This window comes from Rhizobium jaguaris (genome assembly GCF_003627755.1).
GTDB lineage: Bacteria > Pseudomonadota > Alphaproteobacteria > Rhizobiales > Rhizobiaceae > Rhizobium > Rhizobium jaguaris.
Genome location: NZ_CP032695.1, coordinates 1,530,448 through 1,546,334 on the forward strand (window position 1 = coordinate 1,530,448; position 15,887 = coordinate 1,546,334).

Genomic DNA, 15,887 nt, shown 5'->3' on the forward strand with positions numbered 1-15,887 from the left:
CTTTTGCGCATCGCGGGAGGCTGAGATGACCGAGATTGTGAAGCGCGATTACAGCCTGCTTGGCCCAAGCGGCAAGGCAGCGGTGGAGACCGGGTTGGCGGCGGCGGAGTGGTACCACACCGACATCCCGCGCAAGGAGATGAAGGCGCTGATGCAGCGCTCCGATGAAGCCGCCATCCGCGACACCATCATCTGGCTGGGCTGCATGGCGGTCTTCGCCGGCTTCGGCATTTATTTCTGGGGCTCCTGGCTGTGTGTCCCGTTCTTCCTGGCCTACGGGGTGCTCTACGGCTCGGCCTCAGATAGCCGCTGGCATGAATGCGGGCACGGCACGGCCTTCAAAACCCGCTGGATGAACGACGCGGTCTACCAGATCGCCAGCTTCATGATGATGCGCAATCCGGTGACCTGGCGCTGGAGCCATACCCGCCATCACACCGACACCATCATCGTTGGCCGCGATCCGGAAATCGCCGTCATGCGGCCACCGGATCTCCTGCGCCTTATCCTGAATTTCTTCGGCATCTTCGATGTCGCCTACGCCATGCTGGACATGATCCGCAATGCGTCGGGCATCGTCAGCGCCGCCGAAAAGACCTTCATTCCCGAGCAAGAGCAGCCGAAGGTCGTCCGCATCGCTCGCATCTGGAGCGCGATCTATATCGCAACGATCGCCGCTTCTCTCTACACGGGTTCGTTTCTGCCGCTGGTGCTGATCGGCCTGCCGCGGCTCTACGGGGCCTGGCATCATGTGATGGCTGGCCTGTTGCAGCATGGTGGGTTGGCCGACAATGTCGTCGACCACCGGTTGAACAGCCGCACGGTGCTGATGAACCCGGTGAGCCGCTTCATTTATTGGAACATGAACTATCATGTCGAGCACCACATGTTCCCGATGGTCCCCTATCATGCGCTGCCGAAACTGCATTCGATGATCAAGCATGATCTGCCGCGACCGAATCCCTCCATCTGGTCGGGGTATCGCGAAATGATCCCGGCCTTCCTGCGGCAGCTGCGCAATGAGGATTATTTCCTGAAGCGTGAACTGCCGCCGACGGCCAAACCCTATCGCGAGGAATTCCACAATACGCTGGCTGAAGCAGCACAATAACAGTCGAAAATTGCAAGCAGGGAGGCAAGAATGAGCGGCAACTGGATCGAGGTCTGTGCGGCGGATGCGATAGACGAAGAGGATGTCATGCGGTTCGACCATGGCGGTCGAACCTTCGCCATCTATCGCAGTCCGGAGGACGATTATTTCGCCACCGATGGCCTCTGCACGCATGAGCAGATCCATCTCGCCGACGGGCTGGTCATGGACAACATCATCGAATGTCCCAAGCACAATGGCCGCTTCGACTACAGGACCGGCGAAGCCAAGGGGGCGCCCGTCTGCGTCAATCTTAAGACCTATCCAGTCAGGGTTGAAAACGGCACCGTCTTCATTGCGGTATAAGGAGCGAAAATATGCCGCATTTCGTTGTTGTCGGGGCGGGAGAGTGCGGCGCGCGCGCCGCCTTCGCGCTCAGGGAGAAGGGTTTTGAAGGCGACATCACCTTGATCGGCGCCGAGCCGGTTGCCCCTTATGAACGCCCACCGCTTTCGAAGGAAGGTCTCGTCCACGCCCATGAGCCGAAATTCGTGGCCGCATTGGAGCGCTATGCGGAGCAGGGCATAGATCTTCGGCTGGGTATTGATGCGACCGACATCGACCCGACAGGCAAGGTGGTTACCCTCACAGACGGTGAAAGACTCAGCTACGACAAGTTGTTGCTGGCGACCGGTGCATCCGCGCGCAGCTTTCCCGGTATCGCGGGAACCGGCGAGCGTATTCGCATGCTCCGCAGCCAGGCCGATGCCCTGGCTCTGCGGGCAGCACTTCTGCCGGGCCGGCACGTCGCCATTATTGGCGGCGGCTTTATCGGCCTCGAGCTGGCGGCCACGGCGCGCAGACTTGGTGCCGACGCAACCGTCATCGAGGGCCTGCCGCGCGTCCTGAAGCGCGGCGTGCCGGAAGCGATTGCCGAGCTGATAACGCAGCGTCATCGCCAAGAAGGCGTCGATATCCGCTGTGACGAGACCATTGTGGCCGTGGAAGAGGGGACAGACAGTGCGATTGTCCGCTTGGCGAGCGGCAAGGAGATTTCCGCGGATCTTGTGCTGATCGGCATCGGCGCGCAGCCGAATGTCGCCCTGGCGGAAAAAGCAGGCCTTGCGATCGACAACGGCATCGCCGTCAACGAGCGGTTGGAGACCTCCGCAGCCGATGTCTACGCCGCCGGCGATTGTTGCTCCTTCCCTCTGGCACTCTATGGCGGACGGCGGGTTCGCCTGGAATCCTGGCGCAACGCGCAGGAACAGGGAACGTTGGCTGCAGCCAATTTGCTTGGCGCAGAGAATAGTATCTCGGCCGTGCCGTGGTTCTGGTCCGATCAATATGATCTGACGCTGCAGATCGCCGGCCTCGCCGACGGCGCGGCGACGATGCTCAGACGTGATCTCGGCGAGGACGCATTCATCCTTTTCCATCTCGATGAAACCGGGCGGTTGCTCGCTGCCAGCGGTATCGGTCGCGGCAACGCAGTGGCCCGTGATATCCGCCTTGCCGAAATGCTGATTGCTGCGCGCATATGCGCGGATCCGGCGGCGCTTACGGCGAGCCACGTCAAACTCAAATCTCTTCTTGCTGTATGATCGCTTTTAGGCGGCTGCCAGCCCTTGACGAACGGCCTCGAACCATAAATCTCTCCTTATAACAACAGCTAAGGAGAACGCGTTGAAACTAGTCGGCATATCAGGCAGCCTCCGCAAAGGCTCTTTCAACACGGCACTGTTGCACGCCGCCGTCGAACTTGCACCGCCGGGTGTCGAGCTCATTGCCAAGACCATCCATGGCGTCCCGCTTTACGACGCCGATATCGAAGCGGCCGAGGGTATCCCGGAGAAGGTGAGCGAACTCAAGGAGCTTGTTGCTGCTGCCGATGGACTGATGTTGTTCACGCCGGAATACAACAATTCGCTTCCCGGCGTCTTCAAGAACGCCATCGATTGGATGACCCGGCCGTCCAGCGATATTCCCCGCATTTTCCGGGCAAAGCCTGTCGCCGTTCTCGGCGCGTCGCCCGGCAATTTCGGCACCATCCTCAGTCAGAATGCCTGGCTGTCCGTGTTGCGAACGCTTGGCGCCAATCCGTGGTTCGGCGGCCGGCTGATGGTTTCGCGCGCCGGCAGCGTGTTCGACGCCGAAGGTCAAATCGTAGACGAGAAAGTCAAGCAAAACCTCGCCGCTTTCGTCGAGGGTTTCGCCGCCTTTGTCGAAAGCACGCAAAAGACCTAGTCGATACATTTCGTGTAGGGAGGCAGATGCCGGAGCCTATGATCGAAAGATCGAATAGCTTATTGTGATCGGCAGCGTCGGCTCGGCCGGCGTTTCCGGGGCCGCATACTATTCTTCCTTCGAGCCGAAATGAAATCCAGTACTGCCGGTTATGTGTTCACGCTGTTGGCGATCAGTATATTCGCCATACAGGACGGCATCTCAAAACATCTGGTGAGCGCCTATCCGCCGCTCTTCGTGGCAATGATCCGCTATTGGGCCTTCATGCTCTTTGCCGTGGCAATGGCTTCAAGGTCGCCAGACGGGTTGCGTGTCGCCGTCCACACCCGGCGGCCGCGACTGCAGATTGCACGCGGGCTTTTGCTCAGCTCCCAGATCGTCGTTGCCATCTCGTCCTTCGTCATCGTCGGCCTTGCGCGTTCGCAGGCGATTTTCTCGTCCGGACCCTTGATGGTGGCATTGTTGTCCGTGCCGATCCTCGGCGAAAAAGTCGGCTGGCGGCGCTGGCTGGCGATCTGCATCGGCTTCGTTGGCGTGCTGCTCATCTTGAAACCCGAAAGCGGCTTTTTCGACGTCCGTTTCCTGGTGCCGCTTTCAGGCGCCCTGCTGTTTTCGCTTTATGTCGTCCTCACGCGCTATGTCAGCCGTGACGACTCCGCGATGACGAGCTTTCTCTACACGGGCATCGTCGGCGCGGCTGCGATGAGCTGCATCGGACCGTTCTTCTGGACACCGCTTGCGCCACATGACTGGATTTTCATGGGCGTGCTCTGCCTCACCGGTATGTCGAGCCACTATTTCCTCATTCGCGCCTACGACCTTCTCGACGCGGTGGTCATCCAGCCGCTCACCTATCTGCAGCTCGTCTTTTCCGCGATCATCGGCGTATCGGTCTTCGGCGAGACACTCAATTTCTATACGGTCGCCGGCGCCATCATCGTCGTGTCCGCGGGCATTTTCACCATTTGGCGCGAAAACGCCTTGGCACGTGCTAGTGCCAAGACGTCGAGAGCGTAGGTGGCCTTAGGTTCAAGAGGCCAAATTGACCTTTAGGCGTCGATCTTTTCCTTCGGATGCTCCTCGGTGTAGTAGCTCGTGTATTTCTGCCGATAGCGCTCCGTGCCACCAAAATCGCTATAGCGCGACAGCTCGGACATATCCGTCTTGTTGAGAATGACGCCCAGGATGCGCGAATTGATCTGCGGCTCCTGTTCCAGAATATCCCTGACGAGATTGGTCGGTGTCGCGCCCCATTCGGCCACGAACAGAAAGGCGTCTACCTGCGGCGCGAATGCCTTGGCGTCGATGACAGGTGCCAGCGGCGCAAGGTCGACGACGACATAGTCGAACATCTTCCGTGCATTCTCCATCAGGTTCATCATCCCCTGCGAAGACAGCAGCTCGCTGGTGTGCAACAGGTGATCGCGCAGTACCACCGGAAGAATGGCAAGTTTGGTGCGCGGATCGACCCTGACAGCGCTCGCCCAGGGCACTTCGCCGAGAACCGCCTCGATGAGGCCGGTCTGCGGCGGCGTCTTCAGCATCCGGCTCAAACCGGGATTGCGCAAGTCGGCATCGATCAGCAGCGTGCGTTTGCCGCTGCTTGCGAGCAGGGCGGCAAAATTGGCTGCCGTCGTCGACTTGCCTTCGCCGGGCAGCGCCGAGACGACGCCGATCACACGGTCGGCTCGCCCTTGCAGCATGACGTCACTGGCAAGCTTGGCGTTTCGCAGGGTTTCGGCAAATATCGAACGCGGCGCCTCGACCGAGACACGCATGATGCGTTCGAAAGCCACGCCGTTTTCGGCATCCTCTGCCGTTGCGGGCGCGACCCCAGCTTTGCGTTTGCGGCCCTTCTTCTTGTCGAATGCCCGCTGGCCAAGTAGCGGCAGATAACCCAGGAATTTAAGCCCGAGTGCTGCGCGCACATCGCCTTCGACCCGGAAGTAGCGATCACGAAATTCCTGGAGCGCGGCAAAAGCGCCGCCGGCCATCAAGCCGAGAACGATCGAAAGTGCCAGTACGAGCGTCTTTTTCGGAGCTGACGGCGCGGTCGGAACGCCGGCGGCGGAGATGACACGTGCCTTGGCGATCGGGAAGGACCGCTGCTGCGATGCCTCTTCATAGCGGCTGAGATAGGATTCATAGAGCGTCTTCAGCGCCGTCGCCTTCTGATTAAGCTCGTTCAGGTGCACCAGGGATTTATTGGCCTCGGAATTCTTGCCGACCACGCCCTCGATGCTCTCGCGCAGCGACACCGCACGCGACTGCGCCACGTCAAATTCATTCTTGTAGCTCGCCGTCAACTGCTGGAGCTCCTGATAAATCTGCCGGGTGATATCCTCGCGCTCTGCCTTCAACGCCACGGCCTGGGGATGATCGGCGCCAAAATTCTGCGTCACGTCCTGCTCGCGCTTCTGCACTTGGAGATAGCGGGTCTTCAGATCCTGCAATACGGTGTTGTCGGTCTGGCTGGACGAGATCGTGGCGTTTTTCACCGCATTGTCCGGTCCCTGGTCGATGATCGATTTATATTGATTGTAGCGCGCCGAGGCGCTGGCGGTATCAGCCTGGGCGATGATCAGTTGCTTGTTGAGATCGGAAATCTGCTGTTCCGACATCAGCTCGCCGCCGGTCTGGGTCAAACCATTGTCCGCCTTGTATTTTTCGACATCGAGCGAAGCCTGTTGCGAACGCTGGCGCAGGTCGTTCAACCGTTCCTGCAGCCAGACTGATGCCCGCTCGGTCGCATCAAAATTGGCGTTCAACTGATCGGTAAGGTAGGCGTCGGCATAAGCAGCCGTAACCTTGGCGGCCAATTGCGGATCGGTCGAGTCGAAAGATACGGAGACGACGGAGCTGCGGGTGACACGCTCCACCTTCAGAGCGTCCTGCAATGTCGCGGCGATTTGCTGACGTTGCGCCTCGCGCGCCTCCTCAGGAGTTAGCGGCGGCTTCGCTGGTTTGAAGGCGCTGGCGATCAGCTTCACACCGGATTTGATAAGCGCTACCGGTGACTGCGGCGGATTCAGGATCGCGTCATTGTTGAGGAGGCCGGCCGCATCGACGACGCGCAACGCCATTTCGTTCGATTTCAGGATTTCGACAGCGCTGGCGATCTCCATATCGGCCTGTTGGCTGCTGGCTGCCGGCGGCTGGTCCTCAGCATATTTGGTCATGGTTTCGTCGAGCAATATCTGCGTTGCCGACGTATAGCTCGAAGGTGCGGTCAAGATGTAGGCGACCGCCAGCGCGACGAAAAGGACCACGCCGGCGAGGATGGTGCGAATGCGACGGGTCACGACCGCCATCAGCCGGTCGAGGTCGATGAAACCATCCTGTTCGTCCGCCTTTGGAAGAGCGCTGTGGAAGGTGAAATTCTTCTGATGCATGGCGACCACCTTGTCGGAGAAGCCCAAATAAATAACGGCTCTGGCCTGCGGCCAGCGAGGCCGCAGGCGAAAGTGTGAAGCGGCTTAAGCTGCGGTCATCTGCGCTTCGTGCGAGAGAACCAGGTTTCGGATCGAGTCATAGACGAGACCGCCGATATCGGTGCGCGCAAGCGCGAAGGCGACATTCGCCTCGATGAAGCCCTGCTTCGATCCGCAATCGAAAGTCTTTCCGCTATAGGCCTGGGCATGGAAGTCCTGTGTTTGCGACAGGCGCAGCATGCCGTCGGTCAGTTGGATTTCATTCCCGGCGCCGCGCTCTTGCCGCGCGAGGATGTCGAAAATCTCAGGCTGCAGAATATAGCGCCCATTAAGGTAAAAGTTAGAAGGCGCTTCCGACGGATGCGGTTTTTCAACCATTTTGGTCACACCGAAGCCATGTCGTACCGGGGCGCCCCGACCGATGATGCCGTATTTCGAGGTCTCTTCCGGCGCACATTCCTCGACCGCGACGATATTGCCGCCGACTTCATCATAGAGGTCCATCAACCCCGCCATGCAGCCGCGCAGGCCATGGCAGACCATGTCGGGCAGCAGCAGCGCAAACGGCTCATTGCCGATCAGGTCACGGGCACACCAGACGGCATGACCGAGGCCAAGCGGCGCCTGCTGGCGGGTGAAGCTGATCGAACCGGCACGGGGCAGAAGACGTTCCAGTTCGGAGACCTGCTTTGTCTTGCCAGCCCTGTGCAGCGAGGAGATCAGCTCGGGTGTGTCGTCGAAATGATCTTCAATCGCCGACTTGTTGCGGCTGGTGACAAAAACGATGTGTTCGATGCCGGCCTCGATGGCCTCATCGACGGCGTATTGCACCACCGGACGATCGACGATCGTCAGCATTTCCTTCGGCATTGCCTTGGTGGCGGGCAGGAAACGGGTTCCGTTGCCGGCGACCGGAATGATTGCTTTTCTCACAGGATGCTTAGGGTCCATGGCTCTATCCTTTATTAGAGTGAGGGCCTGCGCCCAGACTGGGGAGGGAGGAGGAGATTTGCGACGCCGCAGCCACTTCGCCGCCCCGCAGGACGGTTGCCTCACCGCCACCACGAAGAAGGGCGGCAAGACGACGAAGACGCGCTGCGATCGGCATGCGCAAGTGACGAACCGCGCGTGGATTGCTGCAGGCAATCTTCAGCGTGTTCAGCAGGCCGCCGTCCTTGATGCTTTCGACAAGCATAAGGAAGGACAGTGTTTCTTTCAGGTTCCGTGTCCGTCGCCGCTGGGCGGCAAGGGCGGCAGCACCGAAAGGATGTTCAGCGAAAAACTTGCGGTCGGCGGCAATCATGGCTTCAACATGATCCCGCTTCAGCACCCGCGAGATCGAGCCTTCGCGAATGTAATACAGGTAGCCGGCCATCGGCTCGACCGCGCAGACGCCGCCTCTGGCCAGTGCCGAGGCGAGGAAGATGTAATCCTCTCCGATCCGGAGGGACTCATCGAAGCGCAGATGATGTTTTTCCAGGAAGGCCCGCTCGAAGATCGGCTTCATGTAGCCGAAATTATGCTCGGATTGGAAAATCATGTTCGACGCGATGAATTTCGCCAGCGTCAGCACGGGCAGGCGGGTGAGCACGGCTTCCGGAAACATCGTGCCCGCAGCCTCGGTCTCTCCCCGGATGATGTCGAGATTGTCGACTACGATCTGGGCCTCGGCTTTTTCGGCGCGTGCGATCAACCGCGCCATCCGGTCCGGGCGCAGGGCATCGTCGGAATCGAGCACGGCCACCCATCGGCCGCGGGCGGCATCGAGGCCGGCATTGCGCGCCGCAGCGGGACCGCCGTTGCGGGGCATGGCGACCAGCCGGACTCGCGGATCGGCATGGTTGCCGGCGATCGTCGGTGTGCTGTCGCTGGAACAATCGTCGACGACGATCACCTCCATGCTGACGGCACCCTGGGCGAGCGCGCTGTCAATGGCGCGCTCCAGCGTGTCCGCGGCATTGTAGGCTGCGATGACGAAACTGACATCAGGGATGAAATCCGTCATTGCGGCGCCTTCTCCAAATTTCCGTATTGTTCAATTTCGCGGACACCGAAGAGGCCGCTGACCACACCTGCATGCATGATGCCGCGCAGACCGTAGCGATGGCGCGGCACGGGGAGAGCGGCAAGAAGCGCAGCGGCGGCGAAGCAGTAGGCGGATTTGGTGCCCGCAAGCGCAATTGCCTTCCATCGGCCAAGACCGGCCGAAGTCTCCAGCAGCATGCGCCCATGCGTCTGCCCCATTCGGTACCGCCGCTTCGTAAGCCAGGCGACTGTTGCCCGTCCGTTCGGCACCGGTTCGTAGACCAGGGCATCCTTGGCATAGGCGATCCGTCCGCCGGCCTTGTGCATGTGGGTGAAGAATTCCGTATCCTCTCCACCGCTGCGCCCCAGCGCGATGTTGAAGCGGCGGCCGGCAAGGGACGGCGCGTTGCGTCGCAGCAACGCATTGCAGGTATAGCCCGTGCGGATATCGCCGGAGACCCACACCGGCAATGTCGAATGGAAATCGCCACGCCGCATCCAGGCGGGCGCCATGTTCGGGTAAACGGCGTGCACCGGACCGAGAACAGCCTCGGCCCCGCTCGTTTCCGCCGTCACCAGCAATTCCGCCAGCCAATTTTCCGACGCTGTCTCATCATCATCGATAAAGGCTATGAAATCGCCCGTCGCATGCTCGAGGCAGGCATTTCGGGCAATCGAAATATTCGAAGCAGGGCAGTGCACATAGGCAATCTCGAAGGGCACCGCTAAGCGCATGGCTTCGACACGGTCGCGCGCGCTCGGCGTCACGTCATTGTCCGCCACGATAATGCGGACGAGCGTGTCCGCTGGAACGGACAAGACCGCCAGCGACAACAATGTCTGGTCCAGTTCGACACGGCGATAGGTGCAGACGGCGATATCGATCTTCACGGGGCGATGCTCCCGGTTCTGTGTGTTGGTATCACCCTGCGTCCACGGAAGCTGAGGACTTCCATCCAAAAGCCCATCGACCAGGCGAAGTGCATGACCATAGCCGAGATGGCAGCAAGCGGTCCGTACGGGTTCCGCTCACCAAGCGCGATCCAGAAGCCGTAGGCGACGCAGGCGAAGGCCCAGAGGCCGACTGGAATCACCGCAATCCAATTCAGGATCGCCAGAAACGCGCCGACGAAGATCGGCACCACGGCCAGCGGCAACATCTGGCGAATACTCGGCATGCTGCGATGCTTGAGGATATTGCGGGCACGACCGCGACCATAGCCGAGATACTGCCGGAAAAGCGTTGGAATGCTGGCGCGCGGATAGTAGGTCATCGCCGTCTTGTCGGTAAGCCAGATACGATATCCCGCCTTCCGCAGCCGATAGTCGAGCTCGGCATCCTCATTGTGGCTGAAGGTCTCGTCATAGCCGCCGACCGCACGGAAAGCGGCTACGCGCATCAATGCATGATGGCCATGGTCGGCCCAGTGCCCTTTGGCGCCTTCGCGATGTTTCGAACCGCCATTGCCGAGCTTTGAATTCTGAGCCACCGCCGTCGCCTTCTGGAAAGCGCTGAAGCCCATGGTACGCATGGCGACCACGACGGAATCGGCCCCTGTTGCGCTGCCCTCACGCACCAGTATCTGACAATAGTCTCCGGGGTAGTCGCCATGGGCATCGATACGAATGAAATAGTCGTAGTCGTCGCCGAAGGTTTCGATTGCGAGATTGATCGCAGCACTTTGCAGCCGTTTCGGGTTATCGAGCAGGAGAACGCGCGGATCGGCCGCGGAGATATCCCTGACGATGTCACGGGTTTTATCCGTGCTGCCGCCATCGGCAACCACGATCCTGGCATCCAGTTCGTCCAGCGCGGGGCTGAGCTTGGCAATCAGCGGCCCGATATGCTTCTCTTCATTGAGGCAGGGGATAACGATTAAGCAACGTGTATCCATGGATATTCCGATCGTCATTGCAATCCACCTCTATTGCGATGCAGTTGTGGGAGGGCCTGTAATTCGGCGGTTTGCCCGCTGGTGCGGGTAAGAGAAGCAAGCCGCTGCACCAGGGCTTGGCAATCAGTGTGGTCAGTCATCCATTGCCTGCGATCTTGCGCAGCCAAGGCATTGACAGCGGCGAGATAGCGTTCCTCGTTCATGTTGCCCAGAAGTTCGGCGAGATGCGTGGGGTCCGCCTCTTTGAGCGTCAGTCCGATTTTGCGGCTTGTCAGGAACCGCGCGGTCTCGGTGCCATCGACGGCGATCGGCACCGCGCCATGCAGGCCGCCTTCATAAAGACGGTTCGGCAATAGCCAGCTGGAGTTCAGCCCCTCTTCGAAGAAGTCGATCGCCCAGGAGAATTGCACCTCGCCATAGATCGCCGCGAGGTCCTCGGGATTTTTGTAGGGCCCGTCGAAGCGCATGAACGGCGCATCGCGCACGACACCATCGAAATCGCTGAATTCCGAATAGGCCGGCCGGCCACGCAAGACGATCTCAAAGCGCCCCCCCATCCGGCGGGAGAAATCGGCGAGCAATTCCAGAGATTTGCGGCAACGAAGCGCACCGAACCAGCCGATCTTCCAGGGTTCGCCATTGGACGGCAATCGAGGGGTGACCGCGATGCCAGCGTCACCGCCTTCGAGGGCCAGAACCTTATTTTCGAGAAGGACGATCGGCAGATCGAGACCGGAGCGTGAGCGGAAATAGTGCTCGACAAAAGCCGGCGAACTGGTGAGCAGCAGCGCCGCGTCCGTGCCGAAATGACGCTCCAGGCCGCGCAGAGCGCCGCCGAAGACATCTTTACGCAGCAGCAGCCGGTGAATGTCCAGGCATTCATAGACAACGGGCATATCGCCGCCGAAGATGGATTTGGCGCGCTTGGCCACAGCCAGCATTTCAAGATTGCGGCCGATGACCACGTCCGGCTTGTCGACCGAGCGCAGCAAGCGGCGCAGTTGCAGAGCGGATTTGGCGACGGCAGCGATACGCTGGGCGAACTGCGCATCACGCGTCCGGCCGAGCTCGATCGGTTTCACACCATGGATGGCAGCCAACGCGTTGTCGTCGCGGCGAAATCCAGCAAGCGTCACCCGTGCCCCGCCCGCCTGCAGCATAAGCACCCGCCGGCGGACGGCGGGATCGGCAAGATCATGGACGAAATACAGAATATGCAGCATCAAAACTTCCGCTCTCGTGCCCGGCAGTGGCCAGGCGCCTCGTTTCATTCGTGTTGCATCACGGGTTCTTGCTCCGGCTGCGAAATTCACCCCGCGGCCGGAATATCTCAGTTCAGCTTGCAGGCGATCGATTCAGGGAATTGGCACTTGTCGCCAGTCGCCGTGAAAGCAACTCGGTCGATCTGCATGGTTGCCGGTCCGCCGCCATAGGCGAATTTGCCCATCCAGCCGCCAAACGTGTCCGAGCCCCAGAGACTGAAGAAGATCTTCTGGGCGTGCGTCGGGATCTTCGAAGGGTTGGTAACCTCCTGAACCAGCTTGCCGTTCACGTAATAACGAAGCCGATCCTTTTCCCAGACGAAGGCATAGTCGTTGAACCCTTGATCAGCGCCGCCCGCGACCGGGACAAGTTTCTCGTTGCCGCCTTTGGCGCCGATATATTGATTGACCTGAACCTGTGCGGGATTCTTGCCGAGCACTTCGAAATCGATCTCGTCGTGCGGCTTTTTGTCGGTCTCGCCGATATAGGTGAAGAAAGCCGAATTGAGGCCGGAGCCGGTCGCGGTGCGATAACGCGCCTCATAGGTGCCATAGCCATAAGTCTTGGTCGTCTGGATCTCGCCGCAGGCGTAGTCGCGCTGGCCGGTCTTAGCTTGGGTGAACTGAAGCCGCAGCATGCCGCCGTCGACACTGACCTGCTTCTTCGACCAGGTGCAGTTCTGGAACGACCCATTGTTCCAGCCATCGGAAATATACCAGCGGCCACTGTCGATCCTGTCGAAATTGTCGACGAAAGATGTGCCGTTGGGCTTATCCTCCTGCGCAGAAGCTGCGCAAGGAAGGAGGCCGACGCTCAGGATGGCGAATGAAACAAGGCTAAGTCTTCTCGCATGGAAGATCGGTTTCGTCATGTATCACCTTTACTCGGAAGTCGTCTGCCGACGATCGACGGTCAAAACACTGGCGCGTGGCTGCATCCGGCTGCCGGTCAGCAGATTGTAGAAGGAGGGCGCGGCGGAGCGCGCCAAACCATTGGTCAGCGGCAGCGCCGTCAGGGTAATTCCAACGGCCAGCAGGTAGAAGACAGGATAGGGGTCCGCGCCGCTACGGTTCCAGAGAACAAAGAGGCAGAACAGCAGCGGGTAATGGGCGCAGAAGATCCAGAAACTCAAGCCGCCGGTTTCAGCCAATCGCTGGGCAAGACGGCTCTTGATCAGGATTGCTGAAAGCGCCCAGAAGCCTGGAATACCGGCAAGCACCATGAGATCTCGGCCGAATACGAGCCACACGGGCAAGTCCGGCCCGGCAATATAGGCCGCAGTCGCCCAAGCCATCGCGAGCACAAGAAAGGCTGCGCCAACGCGAACGGCGTATCGATCGATGATTGTCAGATCGATGCGATGAAGGCTGAGATAGATGCCGAAGCTGAAGCTGAAGAGGATGGAGTTCCTGAGCACGATGCCTAGCGATACCGGCAGTGCTGCAAGAAGTAGCAAGGACGCCAGCGTCGGCAATGGATAGCGGCTGATCAGCATCGCCAGCAGCGGCGAGAGCAGAATGCAAACGAAGAGATCGCGCAAGAAATAGAGCGGCAAATTAATCGGCGTGCCTTCAACGGCAAACAGAAGTGTCGCAAGCGTGCGCGGGCTGGCGTCCGTCAGATCCGGAATATAGCCGTCGCCAATACCGCGGTTCTGCAGGATCAACACGAGAAGAAAGAAGGCGCTGTTCCACACCAGGAACGGCAGAAGAACTGTCTTAGCCTTGCGGCGAACGGTCTTGCCATAATCCAGCGAAGCTTCGCCGTGACGGAAGAGGAGATAGCCGGAAATAGCGCTGAGGCATGGTACGCCGACACGAAACAAACTGTCGCGCAGGAAGACCCGAAACCAATCGAAGAAGCCATAGACGCCTTGGAACGGGCTGGAATCCGTATCGAATGGGATATGTACAAACACGATGCCGGAGATAAGCACGATGCGCATAAGATTGATCCGCGAAGACACGTTGGCAGTCACGTTCACGATATCTGTCACCCCTTTTTCGGACCGCTCCCCCTTGCGGCCGTTTCAACCAGAGCAGACCAGAGCCCGCAGACCTAACCTAGGGCGATCTCGGGAAAGGAAATATGGCACTGCAGCAAAAAACGGGGGTATTTGAGCTCTAAAGCCAGCCATTTCGCGGCGAAAACGCTGGATAGGCATATAACCCAAACGGGCTAGTTATATTGGAAGTGTCTGGTTTAAAACGATTTTAAGGCGGATGTAATATTATGTGAACGAAAAGGAAATACACGCTGCAGCGGCATCAAATTTTTTTCCACCGGCCGAGGATTTTTTTGCATCGCCGCAGATTCCGCGACCAAACTTGATCAAATTAGGGCGGCGATGCAAGCTTCTTGAGAAAGTGAGAATAGGATCATTCACCTACGAGTTGTGGTTCTGCCTTTGGCATCCTGCGTGAGCGAACAAGTTCCAACAGCTTGCGGACGAGGGCACCCTCGGTCAGCAGAACCAGCACGGCATAGACCGCTCCGCCTGCCACCGAGCCGACCACGACCTGCAGGGCGGCGCTTGGCAGCTGCGTCTTCATATGGTCAAGCATGAAGCGAACAATCAGGGCCATGATGAGGGCGGTGATCATCGGGCGGTTGCTGATGTAGAGGCCTTGGAAGAACGGCGTGCCGTCGGCACGAAAGACCGCCCAGGAATAGAAGATCAGCGTGACGACGCTGACGATGCAAAGCCAGACCATGGCCGTGATCAGGTCGCCGGTGATCGCTCCATAGGCGACGGCGGCAGTCGTTATGATGGCGCGGATGATCGCCGACCAGAACAGAACATTGCCGCGGCCGACGCCCTTGAGATAGGGTATGAAGGTACTGCAGGGCGTCAGGATCGCCTTGGAGATAGCCAGCAGTCCGAGCACGGGCCAGGCGTAGGCCCATTTCTGTCCGAACAGCACCAGCATGGCCGGCTGAGCGATCGCCCACAGCCCGAACATCATCGGCGCCAAGAGGACCGTCGTCACCTGCGTGCTCAGCATCAGCGCGTCCGATCGGCGCTTGCGGTCATGCACCATGTGACTGAAGGCTGGAAACAGTACGCCCATGACTGCCGAGAGCACGACCTGGTTCGGAATGCTGGCGAAGCGGTTGCCGGCCGAATAGGCGCCGGCATCGGCAAGGCCCAGATAGCGGGCGATGATCACCATCGGTGACTGGAACGTGACGAAATTGGCCATTTCCGAACCCATCATTCCGAAGGAGAATTTCGTCAGTCCCTTGACACGGCTGAACGAGAAGACGGGCCGTGGAAAATAACCGGAGACGCTATAAAGACCGACGAGGCGCACAGTGCCCGAAACGAAAAGCTGGGCAACGAGCGACCAGACGCCAAACCCGAAATAGGCCAAGCCGACGGCCATCAACGCGCCGGCGGACTCCGAAATCATGCTCCAGACCGCATCCTTGCTGAAGTTCATCCGTCGCGCCAGGATCGAATAGGCGACGTCGCCAGAAAGTTGGATCGGGATCATGAAGGCCATGATGCGCAAAAGGTAGGCCGCCTCTTTGGCGCCCAAAAGTGCTGCGAAGAAATCGGCGAAAACGTAGAGAACCACCGCCATCAGCGTCGATACTGCCAAATTGACCCAGAAGACCGAGTGGACGGTCAGCATGTCCTCCTTCTCCTGGATGACGAGGGACGAGGTGAGCCCGGCTCCTCCGATCATGGCCAGGAATTGCACCACCGTCATCGCTACGGCGACGACGCCGAATTGCTCGGGGCTGAGGATGCGGGCCAGGATTGGCACGGTAATGAATTTCAATCCAAATGTACTTGTCTTGGATAAAACGCTCCATCCGACATTGTTCGTAATCGAACGGGCACTAACTGTTGAGGTCATTGCGACATCCTATCTCTTGGGACCGGCTGAAATGAGTGGTGGAGATTGTCGAAAAACACATGGCCGCGAC

The 15,887-nt window shown here is 59.4% G+C and carries 14 protein-coding genes; 5 read left to right on the forward strand and 9 right to left on the reverse strand.

Annotation, left to right across the window (positions count from 1 at the left end; genetic code table 11):
* Nucleotides 1-25: 25 nt before the first annotated feature.
* The 5 genes from CCGE525_RS29395 (at nucleotide 26) to CCGE525_RS29415 (ending at nucleotide 4,354) form a co-directional block, all read left to right on the forward strand.
* Nucleotides 26-1,111 (forward strand): fatty acid desaturase family protein, encoded by a 1,086-nt coding sequence (locus CCGE525_RS29395; RefSeq protein ID WP_120707753.1) that lies wholly within the window; start codon nucleotides 26-28, stop codon nucleotides 1,109-1,111.
* A 30-nt stretch (nucleotides 1,112-1,141) separates the two neighbouring features.
* Nucleotides 1,142-1,456 carry a MocE family 2Fe-2S type ferredoxin gene (locus tag CCGE525_RS29400; protein WP_120707754.1) on the forward strand — a complete coding sequence of 105 codons (315 nt, stop codon included), beginning with the start codon at nucleotides 1,142-1,144 and terminating at the stop codon, nucleotides 1,454-1,456.
* An 11-nt stretch (nucleotides 1,457-1,467) separates the two neighbouring features.
* Nucleotides 1,468-2,694, forward strand: coding sequence for an NAD(P)/FAD-dependent oxidoreductase (locus CCGE525_RS29405; RefSeq protein ID WP_120707755.1), 1,227 nt, complete (start codon nucleotides 1,468-1,470; stop codon nucleotides 2,692-2,694).
* A gap of 82 nt (nucleotides 2,695-2,776) precedes the next feature.
* Entirely contained in the window at nucleotides 2,777-3,337 is a 561-nt protein-coding gene (locus tag CCGE525_RS29410) for an NADPH-dependent FMN reductase (protein ID WP_120707756.1), read from the forward strand.
* A 129-nt stretch (nucleotides 3,338-3,466) separates the two neighbouring features.
* Nucleotides 3,467-4,354 (forward strand): DMT family transporter, encoded by an 888-nt coding sequence (locus CCGE525_RS29415; protein WP_120707757.1) that lies wholly within the window; start codon nucleotides 3,467-3,469, stop codon nucleotides 4,352-4,354.
* A gap of 32 nt (nucleotides 4,355-4,386) precedes the next feature.
* On the opposite strand, the gene CCGE525_RS29420 is transcribed toward CCGE525_RS29415, so the two are convergent.
* The 9 genes from CCGE525_RS29420 to CCGE525_RS29460 all read right to left on the reverse strand — a co-directional run bounded on the left by CCGE525_RS29420 (nucleotide 4,387) and on the right by CCGE525_RS29460 (nucleotide 15,817).
* Nucleotides 4,387-6,729 carry a polysaccharide biosynthesis tyrosine autokinase gene (locus CCGE525_RS29420; protein WP_120708692.1) on the reverse strand — a complete coding sequence of 781 codons (2,343 nt, stop codon included), beginning with the start codon at nucleotides 6,727-6,729 and terminating at the stop codon, nucleotides 4,387-4,389.
* Between the two features lie 84 nt (nucleotides 6,730-6,813).
* Nucleotides 6,814-7,719 (reverse strand): UTP--glucose-1-phosphate uridylyltransferase, encoded by a 906-nt coding sequence (locus CCGE525_RS29425; RefSeq protein WP_120707758.1) that lies wholly within the window; start codon nucleotides 7,717-7,719, stop codon nucleotides 6,814-6,816.
* A 4-nt stretch (nucleotides 7,720-7,723) separates the two neighbouring features.
* Nucleotides 7,724-8,773, reverse strand: a complete 1,050-nt coding sequence (locus CCGE525_RS29430) for a glycosyltransferase family 2 protein (RefSeq protein WP_120707759.1) — start codon at nucleotides 8,771-8,773, stop codon at nucleotides 7,724-7,726.
* The gene (locus CCGE525_RS29435) at nucleotides 8,770-9,684 is read right to left on the reverse strand and encodes a glycosyltransferase family 2 protein (protein ID WP_120707760.1); all 915 of its coding nucleotides are present in this window, start codon (nucleotides 9,682-9,684) and stop codon (nucleotides 8,770-8,772) included. Before CCGE525_RS29435 ends, CCGE525_RS29430 begins: the two co-directional genes overlap by 4 nt.
* Nucleotides 9,681-10,688, reverse strand: a complete 1,008-nt coding sequence (locus CCGE525_RS29440; protein ID WP_281024662.1) for a glycosyltransferase family 2 protein — start codon at nucleotides 10,686-10,688, stop codon at nucleotides 9,681-9,683. The genes CCGE525_RS29435 and CCGE525_RS29440 overlap by 4 nt, the downstream gene beginning before the upstream one ends.
* A gap of 14 nt (nucleotides 10,689-10,702) precedes the next feature.
* Nucleotides 10,703-11,911, reverse strand: coding sequence for a glycosyltransferase family protein (locus tag CCGE525_RS29445; RefSeq protein ID WP_120707762.1), 1,209 nt, complete (start codon nucleotides 11,909-11,911; stop codon nucleotides 10,703-10,705).
* A gap of 107 nt (nucleotides 11,912-12,018) precedes the next feature.
* Entirely contained in the window at nucleotides 12,019-12,822 is an 804-nt protein-coding gene (exoK, locus tag CCGE525_RS29450; RefSeq protein ID WP_120707763.1) for an endo-1,3-1,4-beta-glycanase ExoK, read from the reverse strand.
* 9 nt (nucleotides 12,823-12,831) lie between these two features.
* Nucleotides 12,832-13,947, reverse strand: a complete 1,116-nt coding sequence (locus CCGE525_RS29455; protein ID WP_245472204.1) for an acyltransferase family protein — start codon at nucleotides 13,945-13,947, stop codon at nucleotides 12,832-12,834.
* A 382-nt stretch (nucleotides 13,948-14,329) separates the two neighbouring features.
* On the reverse strand, nucleotides 14,330-15,817 hold the full coding sequence (locus tag CCGE525_RS29460) for a lipopolysaccharide biosynthesis protein (protein WP_120707764.1): 1,488 nt from the start codon (nucleotides 15,815-15,817) through the stop codon (nucleotides 14,330-14,332).
* Nucleotides 15,818-15,887 lie beyond the last annotated feature (70 nt).